At 68.7% G+C, this 21387-nt stretch carries 22 protein-coding genes; 10 read left to right on the top strand and 12 right to left on the bottom strand.

The features are described 5' to 3' along the window. Positions 1-2 precede the first annotated feature (2 nt). Both AC1D1A_RS02605 and purD read right to left on the bottom strand, forming a co-directional pair. Complete coding sequence (locus tag AC1D1A_RS02605) at positions 3-1016, bottom strand: phosphoribosylaminoimidazolesuccinocarboxamide synthase (protein WP_476947078.1); 1014 nt, start codon at positions 1014-1016, stop codon at positions 3-5. Continuing rightward, complete coding sequence (purD, locus tag AC1D1A_RS02600; RefSeq protein ID WP_476947077.1) at positions 1013-2323, bottom strand: phosphoribosylamine--glycine ligase; 1311 nt, start codon at positions 2321-2323, stop codon at positions 1013-1015. The genes AC1D1A_RS02605 and purD overlap by 4 nt, the downstream gene beginning before the upstream one ends. 738 nt (positions 2324-3061) lie before the next feature. Here purD and AC1D1A_RS02595 point away from each other — a divergent pair. The 3 genes from AC1D1A_RS02595 to AC1D1A_RS02585 are packed head-to-tail and all read left to right on the top strand — an operon-like array spanning position 3062 to position 6119. After that, on the top strand, positions 3062-4636 hold the full coding sequence (locus tag AC1D1A_RS02595; RefSeq protein WP_476859229.1) for a molybdopterin-dependent oxidoreductase: 1575 nt from the start codon (positions 3062-3064) through the stop codon (positions 4634-4636). A gap of 36 nt (positions 4637-4672) precedes the next feature. Further along, positions 4673-5689: an asparaginase gene (locus AC1D1A_RS02590; protein ID WP_079555582.1), complete on the top strand. Its 1017-nt coding sequence runs from the start codon at positions 4673-4675 to the stop codon at positions 5687-5689. Positions 5690-5702: 13 nt separating this feature from the next. After that, positions 5703-6119 carry a sterol carrier family protein gene (locus AC1D1A_RS02585; protein ID WP_476855506.1) on the top strand — a complete coding sequence of 139 codons (417 nt, stop codon included), beginning with the start codon at positions 5703-5705 and terminating at the stop codon, positions 6117-6119. Between the two features lie 71 nt (positions 6120-6190). Here AC1D1A_RS02585 and AC1D1A_RS02580 read toward each other — a convergent pair whose 3' ends face one another. From AC1D1A_RS02580 to AC1D1A_RS02565, 4 genes are all read right to left on the bottom strand, one after another. Further along, on the bottom strand, positions 6191-6952 hold the full coding sequence (locus AC1D1A_RS02580; RefSeq protein WP_476947076.1) for an SDR family oxidoreductase: 762 nt from the start codon (positions 6950-6952) through the stop codon (positions 6191-6193). A 169-nt stretch (positions 6953-7121) separates the two neighbouring features. After that, the gene (locus AC1D1A_RS02575; RefSeq protein WP_476947075.1) at positions 7122-7439 is read right to left on the bottom strand and encodes a hypothetical protein; all 318 of its coding nucleotides are present in this window, start codon (positions 7437-7439) and stop codon (positions 7122-7124) included. 63 nt (positions 7440-7502) lie between these two features. Next, a complete protein-coding gene (locus AC1D1A_RS02570) occupies positions 7503-7808 on the bottom strand; it encodes a hypothetical protein (RefSeq protein WP_223913587.1) in 306 nt (101 codons plus the stop codon). 134 nt (positions 7809-7942) lie between these two features. Next, positions 7943-9730 (bottom strand): glycoside hydrolase family 15 protein, encoded by a 1788-nt coding sequence (locus AC1D1A_RS02565; RefSeq protein WP_476850261.1) that lies wholly within the window; start codon positions 9728-9730, stop codon positions 7943-7945. Between the two features lie 89 nt (positions 9731-9819). On the opposite strand from AC1D1A_RS02565, the gene AC1D1A_RS02560 reads away from it, so the two are divergent. Both AC1D1A_RS02560 and AC1D1A_RS02555 read left to right on the top strand, forming a co-directional pair. Continuing rightward, entirely contained in the window at positions 9820-10560 is a 741-nt protein-coding gene (locus AC1D1A_RS02560) for a DUF72 domain-containing protein (RefSeq protein WP_476855504.1), read from the top strand. A 90-nt stretch (positions 10561-10650) separates the two neighbouring features. Then, entirely contained in the window at positions 10651-11718 is a 1068-nt protein-coding gene (locus AC1D1A_RS02555; protein WP_230010202.1) for an App1 family protein, read from the top strand. A 21-nt stretch (positions 11719-11739) separates the two neighbouring features. Here AC1D1A_RS02555 and AC1D1A_RS02550 read toward each other — a convergent pair whose 3' ends face one another. Beyond that, positions 11740-13278, bottom strand: a complete 1539-nt coding sequence (locus tag AC1D1A_RS02550) for a GH1 family beta-glucosidase (RefSeq protein WP_476855503.1) — start codon at positions 13276-13278, stop codon at positions 11740-11742. 123 nt (positions 13279-13401) lie between these two features. Between AC1D1A_RS02550 and AC1D1A_RS02545 the strand changes: the two genes are divergently transcribed. Then, complete coding sequence (locus AC1D1A_RS02545; protein ID WP_230007698.1) at positions 13402-13950, top strand: TspO/MBR family protein; 549 nt, start codon at positions 13402-13404, stop codon at positions 13948-13950. Positions 13951-13976: 26 nt separating this feature from the next. On the opposite strand, the gene AC1D1A_RS02540 is transcribed toward AC1D1A_RS02545, so the two are convergent. The 3 genes from AC1D1A_RS02540 to AC1D1A_RS02530 form a co-directional block, all read right to left on the bottom strand. After that, positions 13977-14366: a hypothetical protein gene (locus tag AC1D1A_RS02540; RefSeq protein WP_230007693.1), complete on the bottom strand. Its 390-nt coding sequence runs from the start codon at positions 14364-14366 to the stop codon at positions 13977-13979. 93 nt (positions 14367-14459) lie between these two features. After that, positions 14460-14834, bottom strand: coding sequence for a DnaJ domain-containing protein (locus AC1D1A_RS02535; RefSeq protein ID WP_476947074.1), 375 nt, complete (start codon positions 14832-14834; stop codon positions 14460-14462). Positions 14835-14899: 65 nt separating this feature from the next. Beyond that, entirely contained in the window at positions 14900-15328 is a 429-nt protein-coding gene (locus AC1D1A_RS02530) for an Hsp20/alpha crystallin family protein (RefSeq protein WP_476850266.1), read from the bottom strand. Positions 15329-15464: 136 nt separating this feature from the next. Here AC1D1A_RS02530 and AC1D1A_RS02525 point away from each other — a divergent pair, with 136 nt between their 5' ends. Beyond that, positions 15465-15752 (top strand): MerR family transcriptional regulator, encoded by a 288-nt coding sequence (locus AC1D1A_RS02525; protein ID WP_028276131.1) that lies wholly within the window; start codon positions 15465-15467, stop codon positions 15750-15752. A 6-nt stretch (positions 15753-15758) separates the two neighbouring features. On the opposite strand, the gene AC1D1A_RS02520 is transcribed toward AC1D1A_RS02525, so the two are convergent. Then, a complete protein-coding gene (locus AC1D1A_RS02520; protein ID WP_230007696.1) occupies positions 15759-16541 on the bottom strand; it encodes a phosphatase PAP2 family protein in 783 nt (260 codons plus the stop codon). A 234-nt stretch (positions 16542-16775) separates the two neighbouring features. On the opposite strand from AC1D1A_RS02520, the gene AC1D1A_RS02515 reads away from it, so the two are divergent. The 3 genes from AC1D1A_RS02515 (at position 16776) to AC1D1A_RS02505 (ending at position 20009) form a co-directional block, all read left to right on the top strand. Further along, positions 16776-18434, top strand: a complete 1659-nt coding sequence (locus AC1D1A_RS02515; protein ID WP_476872234.1) for a purine-cytosine permease family protein — start codon at positions 16776-16778, stop codon at positions 18432-18434. Next, positions 18431-19597: a cyclase family protein gene (locus tag AC1D1A_RS02510; RefSeq protein ID WP_476947073.1), complete on the top strand. Its 1167-nt coding sequence runs from the start codon at positions 18431-18433 to the stop codon at positions 19595-19597. The genes AC1D1A_RS02515 and AC1D1A_RS02510 overlap by 4 nt, the downstream gene beginning before the upstream one ends. 202 nt (positions 19598-19799) lie before the next feature. Further along, positions 19800-20009: a hypothetical protein gene (locus AC1D1A_RS02505; protein ID WP_028276129.1), complete on the top strand. Its 210-nt coding sequence runs from the start codon at positions 19800-19802 to the stop codon at positions 20007-20009. A 139-nt stretch (positions 20010-20148) separates the two neighbouring features. Here AC1D1A_RS02505 and manD read toward each other — a convergent pair whose 3' ends face one another. Further along, positions 20149-21378 (bottom strand): D-mannonate dehydratase ManD, encoded by a 1230-nt coding sequence (manD, locus tag AC1D1A_RS02500; protein ID WP_223913579.1) that lies wholly within the window; start codon positions 21376-21378, stop codon positions 20149-20151. Positions 21379-21387: the final 9 nt, after the last annotated feature.

Below are 21387 nucleotides of genomic sequence, written 5' to 3'. Positions count from 1 at the left end.
GGCTAGGCGAACGTCCGGCCGGTGAGCTTCTCGTAGGCCTCCACGTAGCGGCTGCGGGTGCGCGCCACAACGTCGGCCGGAAGGACGGGCGGGGGCGTGTCCGAGGCCTTGTCCCAGCCCGACTCCGGCGAGGTCAGCCAGTCGCGCACATACTGCTTGTCATAGGACGGCTGCGCCTGCCCGGGCCGGTACGTGGCCGCATCCCAAAACCGTGAGGAATCCGGGGTCAGCACCTCGTCGCCGAGCGTGATGACGCCGGTCGCCGCGTCGAGGCCGAACTCCACCTTGGTGTCCGCCAGGATGATGCCGCGGCCGCGCGCGATTTCCTCGGCCTTGGTATAGATCTCCAGGGTCAGCCTGCTCAGGTCCGCCGCGACGTCCGCACCCACGAGGCCGACGACGGCGTCATAAGTGATGTTCTCGTCGTGCTCACCCACCTCGGCCTTGGCCGACGGCGTGAAGATCGCCTCCTGCAGCCGTGACCCGTCAACCAGGCCGGCGGGCAGCGGGATGCTGCACACTGTGCCCGACGCGCGGTACTCCGCGAGCCCGGTGCCGGTGAGGTAGCCGCGGGCGATGCATTCGACCGGGAACATGTCCAGCTTCTTGCAGATCATTGCCCGGCCCTCGACGGCGGCGGGGACACCGTCGTCGGCCGTGGAAGCGAGGACGTGGTGCGCGACGCCGAGCTGGTCGAACCACCACAGGCTCAGCTGGGTCAGGATGCGGCCCTTGTCCGGGATCTCGCTGGCCAGGACGTGGTCGAACGCACTGATCCGGTCGCTGGCCACCACCAGGACACAATCCTGGCCGAAGCGTTCCGCGAGCGCCGGGTCCGCGGGGACGTAGAGGTCGCGGACCTTGCCGGAGTAGACGTGCCGCCAGCCGGGCAGGTCCTGCGTGGCGGTGTCGAGCCCGCCCTTGGGCCGGGTCTCAGGCGTGGTCTCAGGCGTGGTCTCAGGCGTGGTCTCGGGCTGGGTGCCGGGCGTCGGCGCTGCGGATTCGGTCACGTTCATGCCTTCGCTTTCGACGCGGCCGCGGTTCCCGGCCCGGCTACCCGGATCTGGCCGCGGGCGGCCTTGCCGCCGATGTCGGTGCGGAACTGGCTGCCGTCCAGCTGGACGAGCTCGACGCCGTCGTACGCCCGCTCCCGGGCCTCCACGAGGTCCGTGCCCAGCGCCACCACGGCCAGGACGCGGCCGCCGGCGGAGACGACCTTGCCTTCGCCGTCGAGCTTGGTCCCGGCGTGGATCACGTGGACGCCGTCCAGGGCGTCGACCTTCTTCAGGCCCCGGATGCGGTCGCCCGTCCGCGGGGTGTCGGGGTAGTTTTCGGCGGCCACGACGACGGCGACGGCCGTGTCCTTGGACCAGCGCAGCGGCTGCACCTTGTCCAGCTCGCCCTTGGCCGCTGCCATGAGCAGCCCGCCGAGGGGCGTCTTGAGCCGGGCGAGGACGGCCTGGGTTTCGGGATCGCCGAACCGGACGTTGAATTCGATGACCCGCGTGCCGCGCGAGGTCAGGGCGAGGCCGACGAAGAGGACGCCGACAAACGGGGTGCCGCGGTGCGCCATCTGGTTGACCGTGGGCTGGGCGACGCGGTCGATCACTTCCTGCACGAGGCCTTCGGGGGCCCACTCCAGCGGTGTGTACGCGCCCATGCCGCCGGTGTTGGGGCCCTCGTCGTTGTCGAAGATGCGCTTGAAGTCCTGCGCCGGGGACAGGGCCACGGTGTTGGTGCCGTCGCAAAGGACGAACACGGAGACCTCGGGTCCGTCCAGGAACTCCTCGATCACCACGGTGCCGCCCGCGTCGAAGCAGGTCTGGGCATGCGCGAGGGCCTCGTCCCGGTTGGAGGTGACCACGACGCCCTTGCCGGCCGCGAGCCCGTCGTCCTTGACGACGTACGGGGCGCCGAAGGTATCGAGGGCGTCGGCGGCTTCCCCGGGGTTGGAGGCAACGCGGGCCATTGCGGTGGGCACGCCGGCCTCGGCCATGACTTCCTTGGCGAAGGCCTTGGACGCTTCCAGCTGGGCCGCGGCCTTGCTGGGGCCGAAGACCGGGACGCCGGCGGCGCGGACGGCGTCGGACACGCCGGCGGCGAGGGGCGCCTCCGGACCGACCACCACCAGGTCAACGGTGAGCTTGAGGGCCAACGCCGCGACGGCGTCGGGATCGTTCGCGTCGATCGCATATGTGGGGACCAGCGCGCTGATGCCGGCGTTGCCCGGGGCCGCGTGGACCTCGGAAACGTTCGGGTCTGCAAGCAAGGATCGGACAATGGCGTGTTCGCGGCCGCCGGGGCCGATGACAAGTACCTTCACAGTCTCCAAGGGTACGTGGTGCACCCCGCAGGCTCCTAAGCTGTGTCGGCCGCCGGACATGCTCAATTTTCGCGGCGGCGCCTCGCGGGCGGCGGGCAATCCTGAGCGCGGCTCGGCGCTCCCGGCGCAGGGCGGCAATCCTGAGTCCGGCAGTCCCGGGCACCAGGCAATCCTGAGCTCAGCAGCGCCGGGGACCGGGGGCAGCCCTCGGGACATGCCCAGTCCCGGCCGCGGCCACTGGGCATAATGCCACCATGCCCATGCCCGGCTCCCGAGGCTGGACATGTCCCGTGGTGCCGGAGAGCATGCCCCTGCAGGAATACCAAGGCTGGACATGTCCTCTCTGGGTCCGGGGAGCATGTTGCACGCGCCAAGTTACGGCCGGACATGTCCCCCGGCCGCCTGGCACAGACCCAGGCACAAGCCACCGGACCGCATCTGAGTCTTCAGCGCGGCACCCACGGGGCCGGGCAGCCCTCGGGACATGCCCAGTCCCGGCCGCGGCCACTGGGCATAATGCCACCATGCCCATGCCCGGGTCCCAGGACTGGACATGTCCCGTGGTACCGGAAAACATGCCCACGCCCGAGTCCCACGACTGGACATGTCCCGGGGACCGCGGGGCATGTCCACGCCAGGGTCCGGCAGGAGGGCATGCGCACACGCCCGGAACCACGCCCGGCGCCGAACAATCCGCGGGGCGCGCGGCTACGAATGGCATGTATGAACAAACCCAGCATGAAGCCCAGCAAGCGGTCCCGCGGCGCCACAGCCCTGGCCGCAGTGGCCGGAGTGGCTGCGGCCGCCGTCGTCCTGTCCGTCGCGGAACTGATCGGGGCGTTCTTCACCACACGGGCGACGCCCCTGATTGCGCTGGGCTCGACGTTCATCGACTTCACGCCGCTGTGGATGAAGAACTTCGCCGTTGAAACGTTCGGCACCAACGACAAGGCCGCATTATTCGTCGGCATGGCGGTCACGATCCTGCTCCTGGCGTGCGTGCTCGGCATCGTGGCGTACCGGACATGGGCCCTGGGTGTGGCCGGGGTGGTGCTGATGGGCGCCGTGATCGTCGGCAGCGTGGTGACGCGGGCCAGCGTCAAGCCGATCGATGCCATTCCCTCCCTGATCGGCACCGTCGCCGGGCTGGTGGTGCTGCGGCTCCTGATCACCCGGCTGTGGCGGATGCAGGAATGGCCGGACCGGGCAGCGGACGTCGCCGCGAAGGAACCCGAGCGCCCGGCGACCACGCGGCGCGGGTTCTTCGCCGCCGCCGGCATCACCGCGGCCGCCTCGGCCGTCGCCGCCACCGGCGGACGCCTGCTGAGCGCGGCCCGCAGCAACGTGGCCGCGGCCCGCGAGTCGCTGCAGCTGCCCGCGCCCGCCAAGGCCGCCGCCGCGGTCCCGGCCGGGGTCCAGTCCAAGGCGCCCGGCGTCACGCCGTGGCTGACCCCGAACAAGGACTTCTACCGGATCGACACGGCGCTGAGCGTGCCGGAGATCAACGTCCAGGACTGGGAACTGCGCATCCACGGCCTCGTGGAACAAGAGGTCCGGCTCACCTTCCAGGACCTGCTCGACGCCCAGCTCATCGAATCCCATGTGTCCCTGACCTGCGTGTCCAACCCGGTCGGCGGCAATCTGGCCGGCAACGCCAAGTGGCTGGGCATGCCCATCCGCGACGCCCTGAAGCTGGCCCGCCCCACACAGGGCGCGGACATGGTGCTTTCCACCTCGGCTGACGGCTTCAGCGCCTCGACGCCCCTGGAAGTCCTCCAGGACGACCGCGACGCGATGCTGGCGATCGGCATGAACGGCGAGGCGCTCCCGCTCGAGCACGGCTACCCGGTGCGGATGGTGGTTCCCGGCCTGTACGGCTTCGTCTCCGCCACCAAGTGGGTGGTGGACCTGGAGGTGACCCGGTTCGCGGACAGCAAGGCGTACTGGACCCAGCGGGGCTGGTCCGAACGCGGCCCGATCAAGACCATGGCGCGGGTCGAGGTGCCCAAGTCCTTCGCCAAGGTCCCCGCCGGAAAGATCGCCATCGGCGGCACCGCGTGGGCCCAGACCCGCGGGATCACCAAGGTCGAGGTGCAGATCGACAGCGGGCCCTGGACCGAGGCGGTACTCTCCGACGAGGCCTCCCTCATCACGTGGCGGCAGTGGTCCCTGGACTGGGATGCCACGCCGGGCCCGCACTACATCAAGGTACGCGCCACGGACGGCAAGGGCGAGGTCCAGACGGACAAGCGGGCGGATCCGGTTCCGGACGGCGCCTCCGGCTGGCAGTCGGTGATGGTGACCGTGGAATAACCGGGGTATCAGCACCGGGCACCATAGACTTGCAGCATGGCTTTGAACCCGCATGCAACATTCACAGTCGACTCCGCCGTCGAACTGGCAGTCATCGAACGCAGCGGCTTCGTGGAGTCCCGCCACATCGGCTCGGCCGTGGTGCTGGCCGCGGACGGGACGGTAGTGATCGAGCTCGGCGATGTGAACGCCCCGATCTTTGCCCGGTCCACGCTCAAACCGTTGCAGGCCCTGGCCTCGATGCAGTCCGGCGTACCCCTGCGGGGCGCCCAGGTGGCCATCGCGTGCGGCAGCCACGTCGGATCCCTGGATCACATGGACGTGGTCGAGGGCATGCTCAAGGCGGCCGGGGCCAAGGAAGACCAGCTGCAGTGCCCGGCCGACTGGCCCCAGGATGAGACCGCCCGGAACTGGCTCGTCCAGACCGAGCGGGGCAAGTCCCGGCTGGCCTTCAACTGTTCGGGCAAACACGCCGCGTTCCTTTGGGCGTGCACGGAGAACGGCTGGGACAAGAACAGCTACCTCGAACCCAACCACCCGCTGCAGCAGCGCATCCGCTCCGTGATCGAGGAGTACTGCGGCGAACGCATCACCCACCTGGGCATCGACGGCTGCGGCGCGCCGGTTGCCGCCGTCTCCCTGATCGGCCTGGCCCGGGCCTACTCGAAGCTGGCCAAGGCCCCGGGCGACAAGAACTCGAACGCGCGGGCAGCCACCATTGCCACGTCCATGCTGGACTACCCGTGGGCCGTCCAGGGGCGAGGGCAGGCCAACACGATCGTCATGGACGAACTCGGCATCCTGGCCAAGATCGGCGCCGAGGGCGTCTTGGTCATGGCCACCCGCCAGGGCGTCTCGGTTGCCATCAAGATGCTCGACGGCAACATCCGGGCCACCACGCTGGTCGGGTTGACGCTCCTCGCGGCCTCCGGCGCCGTCGAAATCCCTGAAGTGTCCAGCGTCCTGGACAAGGTGGTGGACCCGGTACTGGGCGGGGGACGCCCGGTAGGCAAGATCCGGCTCGGGCGGGCCGTCGCGGCACTGCTGGACTAGGAGACTCGGGAAAGTGGCTGTATCGCGCCGTCGAATCGCCGTGGACGAGGGCCGCGCGGCCCTCGCCGCGTGGCAGGAAGCCACCGCGCCCGCTCCGGGCCCGAACGTGCCGGCCGGGGTCCCGGGCTCTGGAGGACCCGGCGCCGTCCCGCGCACGACGATCGCGACGGCGGTGCGCTACTGCCTGGAGGAAGTCACCGCGCGGGCGCCCGGGAACTCCGTGGAGGTGCGCGTCCCGCCGTTCGGCGTCACCCAGTGTGTGGAGGGCCCGCGGCACACGCGCGGCACCCCGCCAAACGTCATCGAGTGCGACGCCGACACCTGGCTGGCGATGGTCAGCGGACGATTGAGCTGGGCCGACGCCGTCGCCGCCGGCCGTGTTGCCGCCTCGGGACTGCGCGCGGACCTGTCCGCCCTCCTGCCCCTCTAGGTCCCCCCGGTGGCGTCCCGCAGGACCCACCGGCCGGGGCCCGTGCCCGCAGCCGTGCCCCCAGCCGCGCCTCAGCCGCGCCCGATGAACGGCATGCCCGCAGCTGTCACCACGAGGGATCCCACGTTGGCCGACGCCGGCATCCCGGCCATCAGCAGCACGGCCCGGGCGGCGTCCTGCACCGCAAAGGTCGGCTCGGCCCGCAGGCTGCCGTCTGCCTGGGCGGTCCCGGAGCCGACGCCGATCTCCTCCATGAGTTCCGTCGCCGCGTTGCCGATATCGATTTGTCCGCAGCTGATGCCGAAGCCCCGGCCGTCCAGGTCAATGCTTTTGGTCAGCCCCGTGATGGCGTGCTTGGTCACCGTGTAGGCCACCGTCCGCGGCCGGGGCGAATGCGCCGCGACCGACCCGTTGTTGATGATCCGTCCGCCCTGGGGCGACTGGGCCTTCATGGCCCGGACCGCGGCGGCGGCGCAGAGGAGGGACCCCGTGAGGTTCACGGCGACGGTCGCGTCCCAGTCCTCCACGGTGATCTCGTCCACCGCGGCGGCGGGGCCGAACACGCCGGCGTTGTTGAAGAGCACGTCCACGCGCTCCCACTGCCCCAGCGCGGCGGTGAAAAGCCGTTCGACGTCGGCGGGGACGGTGACATCGCACGGGACCGCGAGCGCCTGGCGGTGGCCGGCCGCGGTCTCTCGGAGCGGTTCTTCCCGCCGCCCCGCGAGGACCACCCGGTAGCCCTCGGCCAGCATGAGCCTGGCCACTGCGCGGCCGATGCCGGAACCGGCTCCGGTGACAACGGCGACCCTTCCGGGGGTGTGGTGCTGGCTCATGAGGTCCTCCTCGACGGTTAGGCGCTGCCCGGCCAGCGTACCGCCGAGACGGCACATCACGGCAGTGTTTCGAGCCCGGAACGCCGCGAACTGTCTCCTCGGGGGCCGCGGCAGAGCGGCTGGCGGCGCTTCAGCCCGGCTGCGGGGCGGACGGCCGAGCGGAAGCCGCCTAGCGGGAGTCGTCGCCGCGGTCCCGGGCCTGCCGGCCCGTGCGGTAGCCGGACCAGAACGCCAGCAGGAGCAACCCGATGCTGATCAGCGCGACCCCTGCCCAGATCCACGGGCCCATGACCATGAGCCCCTGCAGCACAACGGGCCCCGTGGCCACCGGCGCATACGCTACCCAGCCAAAGTCCTCCTGCGTCACCGGCTGGGCAAGAAGGGCCAGCCCGGCGAGCAGCATGGCCGCGGCAGTGAGCGGCACCGCCACACGGCCCAGCAGCTTCTTCCGGGCACGGCCGGTGTTCCGATTCCCCCGCTGCTCCATGGCCATACTGTAACCGTTCGGCGCGGCGAACCGGCTGGGGAAACGGCCTACTCGATGATCAGGTCAGGTACGGGCCTGCGCCCTCTTGCCCGCCAGCGAGCCCCCCAGGGTGGAGTTTGAGCGCCCGGCACCGCCGCGCCGACCCCTGATCACCCGGGCGGACGATCCGGGCACGGCGGCCCGGCCATCGGCGCTGCGGTCCCTGATCAGGCCGGTTCCGGCGATTTCCCTTGCCTGGGCGACGCCGGCAACGGCGGCTTTCTTGGTGGGAAACGTCACTGAGACTGCCATCAGTTGCCCTGCCCCGTCCATCATCCGAATGCGGTAGCCGCCCTCGGGCGCGTCCACGAGCTCAAAATATCCCGCCATTTGCAACACTCCTAGTTCCCTCGTATCCCCCGCCGGGATATTAGTAAGTGTACTTATTTTACGGTGCGGGGAAAGTGCTGAAGGTCCCGCCCTTCGTCCGCCGGCGGTCGCCGCGGCGGGGCCGCGGGCGCGGATCACGGAAGCGGGGTGTCGCTGCGGCGGACGCCGTCTTCATGCAGTTCCAGCGCGCTCATGACGAGGGCGAAGTGGCTAAAGGCCTGCGGCGTGTTGCCCAGCTGCCGGCCGGTCTCGACGCCCCACTCCTCGCTGAGGAGCCCGACGTCGTTGCGCAGCGCCAGCAGGCGCTCGAACAGCTCCCGGGCCTCATGGCGCCGGCCAGCCCCGATCAGGGCCTCGACCAGCCAGAAGGAGCATGCCAGGAACACCCCCTCCTCGCCGGGCAGCCCGTCATCGCTCTGTGCCGGCAGGTAGCGGCGCAGGAAGCCGTCGTGCGTCAACTCGCGCTGGACCGCATCGATGGTTCCGATGATGCGCGGATCATCCGGCGGGAGGAACCCCACCCGGGGCAGCAGCAGGAGGCTCGCATCCAGCTCCGGCCGCCCGTAAGACTGCACGAATGTGTTGCGGTCGGCGTCGAACCCGTTGGCCATGACCTCGGCGTGGATGGCGTCACGCAGCTCCTCCCAACGGTCCGCCGGGCCGGTCAGGCCGAAGTCCCGGACGCCCTTGACCATGCGGTCCGCCGCCACCCAGGCCATCACCTTGGAGTGCGTGAAATGGCGTTGCGGGCCGCGCATTTCCCACAGCCCGTTGTCCGGCTGGCGCCAGGCCGTCTCCAGATGTTCCATGAGGGCCACCTGGACGTCCCAGGCGTCGTCGGTGTGTTTGAGCAGGGAGTTCCGGGTCAGGGACAGGCAATCGAGGACCTCGCCCCAGACGTCGAGCTGCAGCTGGCCGGCCGCACCGTTACCGGTCCGCACCGGAGCGGAGTTTTCGTAGCCCTTCAGCCACGGCAGTTCGAGCTCCGGCATCCGGCGTTCGCCGTGGAGCCCGTACATGATCTGCAGATCCGCCGGGTCCCCGGCGATGGCGCGGAGCAGCCAGTCGCGCCACGCGCCGGCCTCCTCCGTGTAGCCCGCGGCCAGCAGCGCCTGCAGCGTGAGCGTGGCGTCGCGGAGCCAGCAGAAGCGGTAGTCCCAGTTCCGGGTACCGCCGATCTCCTCCGGCAGGGACGTCGTGACGGCGGCCACGATCCCGCCGGTGGGGGCAAACGTCAGGGCCTTGAGCGTGATCAGCGAGCGCTGGACGGCGTCGCGGTAGCGCCCGGTGACCGTGCACTTCGCCGACCATCGAAGCCAGAACTCCTCGGTCGACGCCAGGACCGTTTCCGGGTTCACCGACCGCGGCCGGCCGAGGTGGCTGGGGCTCCAGGTCAGCACGAAGGGCACACGCTCCCCGGCCTTGACCGTGAAGTCGCTGACGGTATGCATCCGCTCACCGCGCAGGGGCGCCTCGGTCACCAGGTAGGCGGCATCAGGCCCGGCGACGGCGTGGATCCCGAGCTCGTCGTGGCGGACCCACGGCACAATATGGCCGTAGTCGAACCGGAGCGCCAGTTCGCCGCGCATCCGCACCGTGCCGCGGACACCGACCACGATCCGCACGATATCCGCCACCTCGTCGCGGGGCGGCATGAAGTCAATGATCCTGACCTTGCCCTCGGGCAAATCCCACTCGGTTTCCAGGATCAGCGTGCCCTTGCGGTAGCGGCGGCGCGTGCATTCCCCGCCGCCCGCCGGCGCCAGGAGCCACCGGCCGGCCGCGGGGGAATCGAGGAGGGCGCTGAAACAGGCCGGCGAGTCGAAGCGCGGCAGGCACAGCCAGTCGATGGAGCCTTCGGTGCTGATCAGGGCAGCGGTGTGCAGATCGCCGACCATTGCGTAATCCTCGATGCGTACCATGACACTTACAGTGCCACACCGCCGTCGCCCCCGGCACGGTAGAGGGAGCACGGTGGAGGGAGCATGGCGTCGGCGGAAGGGGAAGGGGCATGGCAGGGCACGTGGCCGCTGTGCGGATCGGCACATCCGGCTGGAGCTATGACCACTGGGACGGGGTCCTCTATCCGCCGGGCCTGCCGGCCCGGGACAGGCTGGCATATTACGCGGCCCGCTTCGACACCGTGGAATTGAATGCCAGCTTCTACCGCTGGCCGAAAGAGGGCTCATTCGCCAGCTGGCGCCGCCGCCTGCCCGACGGTTTCGCCCTGTCCGTCAAGGCGCCCCGCGGCCTGACGCACGCCAAGAAGCTTTACGCCCCCGAGGTCTGGGCGGACCGGATCACCCGGTGCTGGCACGAACTCGGCGACAAGCGGGCCGTGCTGCTCGTCCAGCTGCCCCCGGGCTTAGCGCGCGACGACGCCCGGCTGGACTACTTCCTGGCGGCTCTGCCCGGCTGGATCCGTGTCTGTGTGGAGTTCCGCCACCCCAGCTGGGACGACGACGCCGTGTACGCCCTGCTGGAACGTCACGGCGCGGCCTACTGCATCATGAGCGGCGCCGGGCTCCCGTGCGTCCTGCACGCCACCGCGGCGTTCGTCTATATCCGGCTGCACGGCCCCGACCACGACGTCCTGTACGGCGGATCCTATTCCGATGACGACCTGCGCTGGTGGGCGGACCGGATCCGCGAGTGGCAGGCCGGCGGGAAAGACGTCTACGCGTACTTCAACAACGACGGCGGCGGCAACGCCGTCCGCAACGCCGCCACACTGCGCGGGCTGCTGGGTTAGCCGCCACGCTGGTAATCCGGCGTGGCGGGGGCCCGCGTCCGGGGACCCCGCCGGCACAGCCGGAGCCCGGCACTGTGGGAGAGTGGAGGCATGGAATTGGCCTCGCAACCAGCGCAGCAGCTGCCCGTGTCCGGCAACAGGGCCTTCCGGCTCGCCCACTGGGTGTCGGACACCGTCAACGGGTTCCGGCTCAAGACGGCCCGGCGCTGGAAGTTCAGCCCGCAGACAGTCGCCTATCAGGGCTACGGCTCGACCGAGTGGGTCAGGGTACTGGGCCGCGTGGTCCTCACCAGCCGGCCGGTGCCCGGCGGCAAGGCGGAGCGGCTGGCCCTGAACGGCAACCAGAACTTCCGCGGCTGGCGGGCGTTCACGAGCGTCCCGGTCCAGTTCACCGAGGTGGAGATCCAGATCGGCGGCGTCACCACCCGCGTGCATGCGGACCGCGGCGGCCTGGTGGACACCCTGGTTCACGTGGCGTTGACCCCGGGCTGGCATACGGCCGTGCTGCGCGCCGAGGGAACGGAACCGGTCGAGGCCAGGATTTTCGTGATCTCGCCGGACACCAGGCTCGGCATCGTCTCGGACATTGACGACACCATCATGGTCACCGCCCTCCCCCGGCCCTTCCTGGCGCTGTGGAACACCTTCGTCCTGAACGAACGGGCCCGGATGGCGACACCCGGCATGGCCGTCCTGCTGGATCGGCTCAAGGTGGAGCACCCGGAGGCGCCGGTGATCTATCTGTCCACCGGACCGTGGAACGCAGCTCCCACCCTGGCCCGTTTCATCGCCCGGAACCTCTATCCCTCGGGCGCGCTGCTGCTCACGGACTGGGGGCTGACGCACGACCGCTGGTTCCGCAGCGGCCAGGAACACAAACGGCGGAACCTTGAGCTGCTGGCCCAGGAGTTCCCGAACATGCGCTGGCTGCTGTTCGGCGACAACGGCCAGCACGATGAAGAGATTTACTCCGGCTTCGCGCAGAAGCACCCGGACCAGGTGGCCGCGATCGGCATCCGGCAGCTCTCGGCCAGTGAGGCCGTCTTCGCCGGCGGCCACTCCGACACCGGAGACCACTCGGAGTCCTCCGTCCCGTGGTTCTATTCGCCCGACGGCGCGGGGCTCGCCAAGGGCCTGCAGGACTTGGATCTGCTCTAGGTTGACCCGGTTTGAGGGGCGTCAGCTCGCCGGGTGCGGCTCTCCGACGTCGGCGGTTTCGTCCTGCCCGCCGGCGCCGCCGGGCTGCGCTGCGCTGCCGGGCTCTCCGGCGGACGCCGAGCTTCGGGCCGCAATGACCTCCTGGAGCCAGTAGTAGGAGGCCTTCGGCGTGCGGACCTGGGTATCGAAATCGACGTGCACCAGACCGAACGGCTGCTTGTAGCCGGCGGACCACTCGAAGTTGTCCATGAAGGACCACACATAGTAGCCGCGAAGGTCGACGGCCTCGGCGGCGCCGCCGGGACGTGTCGCTTCCAGGGCCGTGCCGATGTGGTCTGCAAGGTAACGCAGGCGCCGTTCGTCCGGGATTATCCGTTGGTTCGCCCCGACAGGCTGGACCACGACGTCCTCGAAACTGGCCCCGCCCTCGGTGATGAAGACCGGGGGCAGATCCGGGTAGCGGTCGGCCATCTCGGCCAGGGCGACGGACATGTATTGGGGCTTGACCGGCCAGCCGTAGGCCGTGGTCTCGGTGTCCGGGAACTGCGCGATGTGGAAGGGCGCACCGGGTGTCCCACTGAGGTCGTCCCCCATGGCCTCGGCCATGCCGGGCGGCACGGCCCCCTCACCCGGACCCGCCCCGACAAGGGTGGGCATGTAGTAGTTCAGGCCGTAGAAATCCAGGGGCTGGGAAATCAGCTCCATGTCTTCGCTGGACGGGCTGAAGGACGACGAAAAGAAGGTGGCGGCCCGGATGACATCCGGGTATTTGCCGAGCAGCACCGGATCGGCGTAGAGCCGGTTCTGCGCCACATCCATGAGTCCGGCACTGACCTTGTCCAGCGGGTTCGCGGTGGCCGGGACCATCGGTGAGTAAACGTTGGTGATGCCGATGTCGCCCGGCACCTTGGCGGCGCGCAGCGCCTGGAGCGCCAGGCCGTGGCCCAGCAGTTGGTGGTGCACGCTGGGGAGGGCCTTGAGCATGAGGGCCTCCCCGGGCGCGTGCATGCCCAGGGCGTAGCCGTTGGTGGTGACTGTGGCGGGCTCGTTGACAGTCACCCAGCGCCTCACGCGGTCCCCGAAGGCAGCCGCGGCGATGGCGGCGAAGTCCCCCAGCCGGTAGGCCGTGTCACGGTTCATCCAGCCGCCGGCCTCATCCAGGGGCAATGGGGTGTCCCAGTGGTAGAGCGTGGCCATGGGGGAAATGCCGTTGGCGAGCAACAGGTCGATCAGCCGGTCGTAGAAGTCCAGCCCGGCAGGGTTCGCGGGCCCGCTCCCGCCGGGCTGGATCCTGGACCAGGACAGCGAAAACCGGTACGAGTCGATCCCCAGCTCCTTCATCAGAGCCACGTCCTCGGGCATCCGGTGGTAGTGGTCGCAGGAAACGGCCGGACTCTGGTCCTCCACGATCGAACCCGGCTTCGCGGCGAAGACATCCCATCCGGAAGGGCCGCGGCCGTCTTCATCGAGTGCACCCTCGATCTGGAAGGCGGAGGTCGCTACACCCAGGGTGAAGCCGGGCGGAAGAAGGGAAGCCAGATCCTTGGCGGAAGCGTTCATCGACGGGGACCTCTATGTAGTTTCGGTGGTTGGTTGACTGATTTTAGGCTCCCCCGGGGGTGAGCGCCACGACCCTGGCCGTTTGACGGACGCGATGCCAACGGCCACTGTTGATCGGTGCACGTGAAAATTGAACAAGGCGTCAACCGCCGGCCGCCATCGGCGCCGCCCAGCCCCGGCCGGCAGACGGCAGCCCTCCTTTGCTTCCTGGCGGTCTCCCATGGGGTGTCCTTCGTGGCGTCGCTGGTCATTATCGGCAACGCCGGCGGCTGGTACGCGGCGGCAGAGAAGGCTCCGTGGACTCCGCCGGGCTGGGCCTTCGGAGCGGTCTGGACGGTGCTCTACACGACAATGGCAGTGGCGGCGTGGCTCGTCTGGCGCCGGGAAACAGGACTTCGCTCCGGGCGCGGCCGGGGGGCCATGACCGTCTACGCCATCCTGCTGCTCGTCAACCTCGCCTGGGCGCCCCTGTTCTTCGGCATGTACCCCATGGCCGGCGGGGCCGCGCTCTGGCTGGCCCTGCTGCTCATCGCCGTCCATGCGGTGGCCGCCGCCGTCACGGTGGTCCGGTTCGGCCTGATCAGCCGGGCAGCGGGCCTGCTCATGCTGCCGTACCTCTCCTGGATCGTGTTCTCGCTGAGCCTGAACGCCTATGCCGCCGCCAGCAACTGATCCTGGCATCTGCTGGTCCCTGCCGTTCAGAACAGCGACGTCTCCGGCCCGAACAGGAAGACTTTGGCGTGCTCCACGGCCTTGCGGAAGGCATCGTTCCGCAGCGTCACGAGCTGCTCAGCCTCATCCAGCGAGGGTTCCAGATACTCCGTGAAGCCGGGCCTCAGCACCCAGATATCACCCGCGGGCGGCAGGTAGAACACGCCGAAGGACCGGTGCTGGCTGTCTTCATCTGTCCAGACCGGGACCACCGCCAGCGCCGCACCCGTGTCGATGTTGATCCATTGCGCACGGGGCAACGGGGCCTCATGCGCCTCCGGGTCCAGGAACGGCGCCGTTCCCTCGCCCCAGCGCGCTTCGAAGCGCTCGTGGAACACCGGCATAAGGTGCGAATCGTAGCGGCGCCATGCGCTCATGGCTGGTCTCCTCCTCAGTGGATGGGGCTGCTGGATGTAACTGCTGGGTGGGTTCCTGCCCGGGTCAGCGGCCTGGCCAGGAGAGTTTCCCCGTCACGGCCCGGGTTCCCAGCGGACGGGGAGCACGCGCACAAGGGGATCCCGACGCCGGATGATGCGCACCGGGATGTCGCGGCTGCCTTGGCCGGCATGGTCGTTCCGGTGCTGGAAGGTGTCGTCCTCGACGGCCTCGACGGCGGAACGCCAGCGGTCGGCGTCGTACTCCGCCCGGCTCCTGGCGTCCCGCAGCACGGCGAAAGCGTGCAGAATGGCGCCGACATCGGGAGGATCGACGTCAGACTGGCCGACGTCGGGATGGTGCCGGCGCATCAGCGCCCGGAAGGCGCGGCCAATCTCCTGCCGGCCCGCCTCCGGCGAGACGTGCAATAGCGCGTAGTAGCCTCGGGGATCAGGGTTCCTGCCGGGCATGATCGGCCTCCGTTGCATGGAGCCGGAGCCGGAGCGACGCTGCGGGCGCCGCGCCGGCCCGGGGGCTACTTCCCGATCTCCTGCATCTTGTCCTGCGAACGGGTGACTTCAATCTTCCGCGGCTTGGCCGCCTCCGCCACCGGGATGCGGAGCGTCAGGACGCCGTCGGCGTAGTTCGCCTTGACGTTCTCCGTATCCAGGGTGTCGCCGAGGATCAGCTGGCGGCTGAACACTCCACGGGGACGCTCCGAGACCATCAGTTCCACGTCGGGCTGCACCGGATCGCGCCGTTCCGCCCGGACCGTCAGGACATTGCGCTCAATGTCGAGCCCGATCGAGTCGACATTGACCCCCGGAAGATCGAAGGCGACGACGAATACGCCGTCTTCCTGCCATGCGTCCATGGGCATGGGCGCGGGGCGTGCCACCGTCCCGAACACCTGCTGGGCAAGCCGGTCGAAGTCACGGAACGGGTCCGTCCGAATCAACATCATTTCCCACTCCTTCAGCGAGACTTGATCTGCATTCCTTCTACAACCCACCTCAAGTTTTCTGTGGTGGCGGGTATAGATTTTTTATAGCACCGGTGAAACACTGATGCAAGGGAATTTCCGGAACGGGAGGAAGACCATGGCGGACCGAGGCGCGAATTCAGGCCTGTACGCCATCTCGGTCGTGGCGCAGCTGGTGGGCACGGGGCAGCAGAATATCCGGCTCTACGAGCGCCGGGGGCTCCTCGCGCCGGACCGCACCGCGGGTGGCACCCGGCAGTACAGCGACGCAGACCTTGTGGTGCTGCGGCGGATCGGCCAACTCCTGGCAGAAGGGCTTAACCTGGCCGGCGTGGCCAAGGTGATGGAACTCGAGGCCGCCAACGCCCGGCTGCGGGCCGAACTCAAGCGGGCGCGCAGCCGCTGACGGCGCTCAGTCCTGGCTGGTGTCGGCGGTGGAGAGCGTCCCGGTGACCTGTTCGCCCGGAATCCGCGCCGTCCGCCAGGTGTCCAGCGCAATGACGCCGCCCAGGATCACGAGCGAGATCGAGAAGGCGCCCAGGGCATCGGTCATCCAGTGGTAGCCGAGGTACAGGCGGCTGACGGCGGCGAAGAAGATGCCGATCCCCGCCACGATGAAGGCGATAACAGCGGACATGGGGTTCTTCCGGCGCGAAAAGACCAGGTACGTGGTCACCAGCAGGAAGTCGCACGCGCCGAGGACGTGGCCGGACGGAAACGAGAACGTGGAGTCTGCGCCGAAGAGCATGAGGTCGATCGGAGGCCGGTGGCGTTCGACGATGTGGCCGATAATCTGCGCCAGAATGACGCCGGTCAGCATGGCACCGGCCAGGAGCATCGGCCGCCAGGCATGCTTGGCGATCAGGCCCCAGGCCACCGTCACGATCAGGACGATGATTGGCAGGCCGATGGGGCCGAAGATGATCGCCAGGATGATCATGATGATGGTGGTGGGTTCCGCGCGCAGGGTCAGGAGCCAGGTCCGCACGGGCTCATCCGCTGCCGAGATGCCGGCGTGCTGCAGGACTCCGGCGAGGATTACCACGAACAGCACGGCGCCCGCGATCATCAGCACGACGGCGGTCCGGTAGAGATTCCGGCGCGCCGTCACGCTCATGAAGCGCTCCTCCACGACGAACTTTTCGTGGAAGGTCCGCCACCGTCCCTGGGGTTTGCCTGCTTGAGCCTGTGCCATGTCGCTGTGCCGCCTTTGCGCCGTGTTGTGGATGGTCCCCGTTGAAGATTATCCCTGTTATTTACCGGGCGGCGGGCACATGGGCCGCCCGGGCTTCCCGCGGGAGGGTCCAAGGCCGGAGGCCGGTTGCGTAACCCGCCGGCCGGACAGGGCAGGACCTTGCTGTGAGCCGCTTCACAGTGTAGCCTCCAACACAACTTGTGATGCTTATAAAGCAACTCTTAGGAATCAATGATGAGCTGGATGGAGAACAACATGGTCGAGGAAAAGCCTGACGGCGCCGGCGCAGGGCGGAACCGCGGCAAGGTCACCGACGTGGAGACCTACGGCATTGAGCGGATCCCCGAAAAGGACCGCAATGCCAGCGCCTTTGACTTGTTCAGGGTTTCGTTCGGCGGAGCCAACACCTTTGCCACCGCCTTCCTGGGCGCATTTCCGATCCTGTTCGGCCTGTCGTTCTGGCAGGGGCTCGCCGCGACGGTGACGGGCCTGGTTGTCGGCGCCCTCCTGCTGGCGCCCATGGCCGTCTTCGGCCCGACGAACGGAACCAACAACGCGGTGTCCTCCTCCGCCCACCTGGGCGTGCACGGCCGGGTGGTCGGATCATTCCTGTCACTGCTGACCGCGCTGGCATTTTTCTCCATCTCGGTCTGGAGCTCCGGCGATGCCCTGGTCGGCGGGCTGAACCGGCTCGTTGGCCTGCCGCAGGACATGGGCTCGTTCGCCGTCGCCTACGGCCTCTTCGGTGGACTCGTTCTGGTGGTCTGCGTCTACGGGTTCAAGTTCATGCTGCTGGTGAACAAGATTGCCGTCACCGCGGCCACCCTGCTGTTCGTTGTCGGGTTCATCGCCTTCGCGGGCGACCTCAACCTGAACTTCGAGGGTGCCTTCGGCACCGGATTCGACGGCGTCGGCGTCGCAGGGTTCATCCCGGCGTTCATTGGCGCGGCACTGATCGTCATGTCCAACCCCATCTCCTTCGGCGCGTTCCTGGGCGACTGGGCGCGCTACATCCCCACCGCCACCCCGAAGCGCAAAGTCATGGGCGCGGCGCTGCTGGCCCAGCTGGCCACCCTGATTCCGTTCGTCTTTGGCCTGGCCACGGCGTCCATCATCGCCACCAAGGCGCCGGAATTCATGGACCCGGCGGCGCCGAACTACGTCGGCGGCCTGCTGGCCGTCTCCCCGGCCTGGTACTTCATCCCGCTCTGCGCCATCGCCCTGATAGGCGGCATGTCCACCGGGGCGTCCTCGCTGTACGGGACCGGCCTTGACTTCAGCAGCGTCTTCCCGAGGTTCAACCGGGTCCAGGCCACCCTGTTCATCGGGGTCCTGGCGATCGCCTTCATCTTCGCCGGCCGCTTCGCCTTCAACCTCGTCCAGAGCATTTCCACGTTCGCCACCCTGATCGTGACCTGCACCGCGCCCTGGATGGTGGTGATGATCATCGGTTTCATCACCCGCCGCGGCTGGTACGACGCCGACGCCCTCCAGGTGTTCAACCGGCGCCAGACCGGCGGACGGTACTGGTTCAACCACGGCTGGAACCTGCGCGGCATGACGGCCTGGCTGGTCAGCGCCGCCGCCGGGCTGAGCATGGTGAACATGCCCGGCCAGTTCCAGGGGCCCCTGGGCAACCTGGCCGGCGGCGTGGACATCAGTCTGCCGGCATCGCTGGGGCTTGCAGCCGTCCTCTACCTCGGGCTGCTGTGGATCTTCCCGGAGCCGCGCGGAGTGTTCCCGGCCGCCGGGCCGCGCTGGATCCCCTCGAAGGACACCCCGGTGCCGCCGGTCATCGATGCGGCTGGAAACACCGTCGCTGCCGGAACACCGGAGGCAGCCGCGCCGGACTTGCACGGCGACTTCGACACGGAACTGGTGGGCCAGCGGTGACGTGGTTCGATCTCAGCGTTCCGCTGCGCACCGGAATGCCTGTCTATCCCGGCGACCCGGAGGTCCGGATCGCATCGGCACTGACCGTGGAGGCCGACGGCGCCAACGTGCTCTCGCTCGGACTGGGCTCCCATTCGGGTACCCACGCCGACGCACCCCTGCATGTGGGCGACGGCTGGGCAGCTTTGGACGAATTGCCGCTGTCCCTTTTCGGCGGCGTCGCCGAAATCGTGGACGTCCGGGACGTGGCCCGCGGCGGCGCCATCACCGCCGCGCACCTGGCGGGGATCGCCCCGGCGGGCTCCGCCGGAAATCCTGGGGAACCTGGAAATCCGGACAATCCCGAGAAGATCCTCCTGCTGCACACCGGCTGCGCAGCGGCGTGGGGAACGGAGGAGTACCTCAAGCACCCATGGCTGGAGGCCGCGGCGGCGCAACTGATCGTGGACCGCGGCTACCGCGCCGTAGGCCTGGATGCCCTCAGTGTGGATCCAACCTCCCCCGGCGCCACGCACGGCGACCAGCAGGGCAACCAGCACGGCAACCCGGCCGGCGGCAGCTTCCCCGCCCACGACATCCTGGCCGGAAACGGCTGCATCATCGTGGAAAACCTCACCGGACTGGAGCAGGTCCAGCGGGCCACAGACGCAGGATCCGACGTCGAGCTCTTCCTCTTTCCCCTCAATATCCCCGGGGCCGACGGCGCCCCGATCCGGGCCGTGGCCCGGCCGCTGCCGGCTGCGGCGCTGCAGCCGGCAGCGCCCCGCGCCCTCAGCCGCGAAGAGGTCCAGGAGGCAGCCGACCGCCTGGTCGCCGCCTTCGCCGCCACGGACACCGAGGCCTACTTTGCGGCCTTCAGCCCGGAGGCGACCTTCATCTTCCATCCGGAAGCCCAGCGCCTTGGGTCCCGCTCCGCCTACCGCACCCTTTGGGACAGCTGGCTCGCCGGTGGTTGGCGTGTGCTCGAATGCCGGAGCAGCCAGCAGGATATCCAGCTCCTCGGTGCTACCGCGGTGTTTTCGCACCGCGTGGCCACGACGGTCCGGGTTGACCGGGACGGTGGCCGCGATACGAGCGATGAACGGGAGACCATCATCTTCTCCCGCACCCCCGACGGAGGCATTGTTTGCGTCCACGAGCATCTTTCGGCCTGCCCGCAGTGATGCCGGGTGATTAGACTCACTGGGACCACCCGGGCCTGCGTGGATCTGCAGGTCAGCCGCCCGGGCCGCGATGTGCGGGCATTTGGCGTCCGCACGGGCCACGCGCACATGCGGCGTGGTGATTTGACGGGCCAATAAATATGACGTTACTGTTCCTGAATCCATTGGGGCCGACTAGAAGTACTCCAAGAAAGACAGAGCGATGACCACCATTACCGAGCCCATTGAGATCCAGGTCGACAACCGGCGCGTGCTCGACGACCGACTCAACGACGCCGTCCGCGGGCTGCAGCAGCTCGCCATGACAACCGGGACGCACGGCATTTTGCTCACGCGGCACAAGCCGGGCCACTACACCGCGGCCCTCTCCGACCAGGTCCCCTTCGGCATGACCCGGGAACAGGTTCACTAAGCAACCAGCAAACCGGACGCTGAGAGCCGGACTCAAAAGAGCCAGGTCCCGGGCGGCTGAGCATCGACTCGCCGCCCGGGACCTTTTTGGTGCTTAAGGCACTGCCATCCGTCAGTGCCAGTTACCCGTCGTGGTCGGGTTACCAGTCATGGACGGTGCCGTCGACGAGGCGGTTGTAGGGCAGGTAGGCCTGCTGGTAGGGGAACGCGGCGGCGGCTTCTTCGTTGAATTCGACGCCGATGCCGGGCGCCTCGCCCGGATGCAGGTAGCCGTCGACGAAGGTCATGGATTGTTCGAAGACCTCGTTGGTCGCATCCGAGTGCTGCATGTATTCCTGGATGCCGTAGTTGTGGATCGCCAAGCCCACGTGCAGCTGCGCGGCGAACCCGACCGGGGAGATGTCGGTGGGGCCGTGGAAGCCGGACTTGATCTGGTACTGCGCGGCGTAGTCCATCACCTTCTTCAGCGGGCTGATCCCGCCGAAGTGGGTGGAGGCTGCCCGCACGTAGTCGATCAGCTGTTCCTTGATCAGGGCCTGGTAGTCGTAGACGGTGTTGAAGATTTCCCCGATCGCCAGCGGGGTGGTGGTGTGCGCCCGGACCAGGCGCAGGGCCTCCTGGTTTTCGGCCGGGGTGCAGTCCTCGAGCCAGAACAGGTCGTAGGGTTCGAGCGCCTTGCCCAGCTTCGCGGCCTGGATCGGGGTCATCCGGTGGTGCCCGTCGTGCAGCAGCGGGAGTTCCGGGCCGAACTCGTTGCGCACSGCCTCGAACACGGTGGGCAGGTGGCGGAGGTAGGCGCGGGTGTCCCAGTCCTCTTCCTGCGGGAACGCGCCGCGCCCGGCCGGTTCGTAGTCGTAGCGCTCCCCSGAGGCCTGGGCCTGGGCCGCGACGCCGTAGACGGCCTTGATCCCGGGCACCGCGGTCTGGATCCGGATCGACTTGTASCCSAGYTCCAGGTGCTCMCGGACCGAATCGAACAGGGACGGCAGGTCCGCGCCGGAGGCGTGCCCGTASGCGCGCAGCCCGTTCCGGGACGCCCCGCCCAGGAGCTGGTAGACCGGCATCCCGGCGAGCTTGCCCTTGATGTCCCACAGCGCCATGTCCACCGCGGCGATCGCGGCCATCGTGACCGGGCCGCGGCGCCAGTACGAGGACCGGTACAGGAACTGCCAGGTGTCCTCGATCCGGTGCGGGTCCTTGCCGATCAGCAGCTGCGCGACGTGCTCCTTCAAATAGGCGGCCACGGCGAGCTCGCGCCCGTTCAGGGTCGCGTCCCCGATCCCGGTCACGCCGTCCTCGGTGGTGATCCGCAGGGTCACGAAGTTCCGGGAGGGGCTGGTGACGAACACTTCAGCGGCAATGATTTTCACAACAGGTCC

This window comes from Arthrobacter sp. P1_B9, assembly GCF_056406495.1.
Note: the sequence above shows the minus strand (reverse complement) of the source record. Positions and strands in the feature narration are given on the sequence as shown.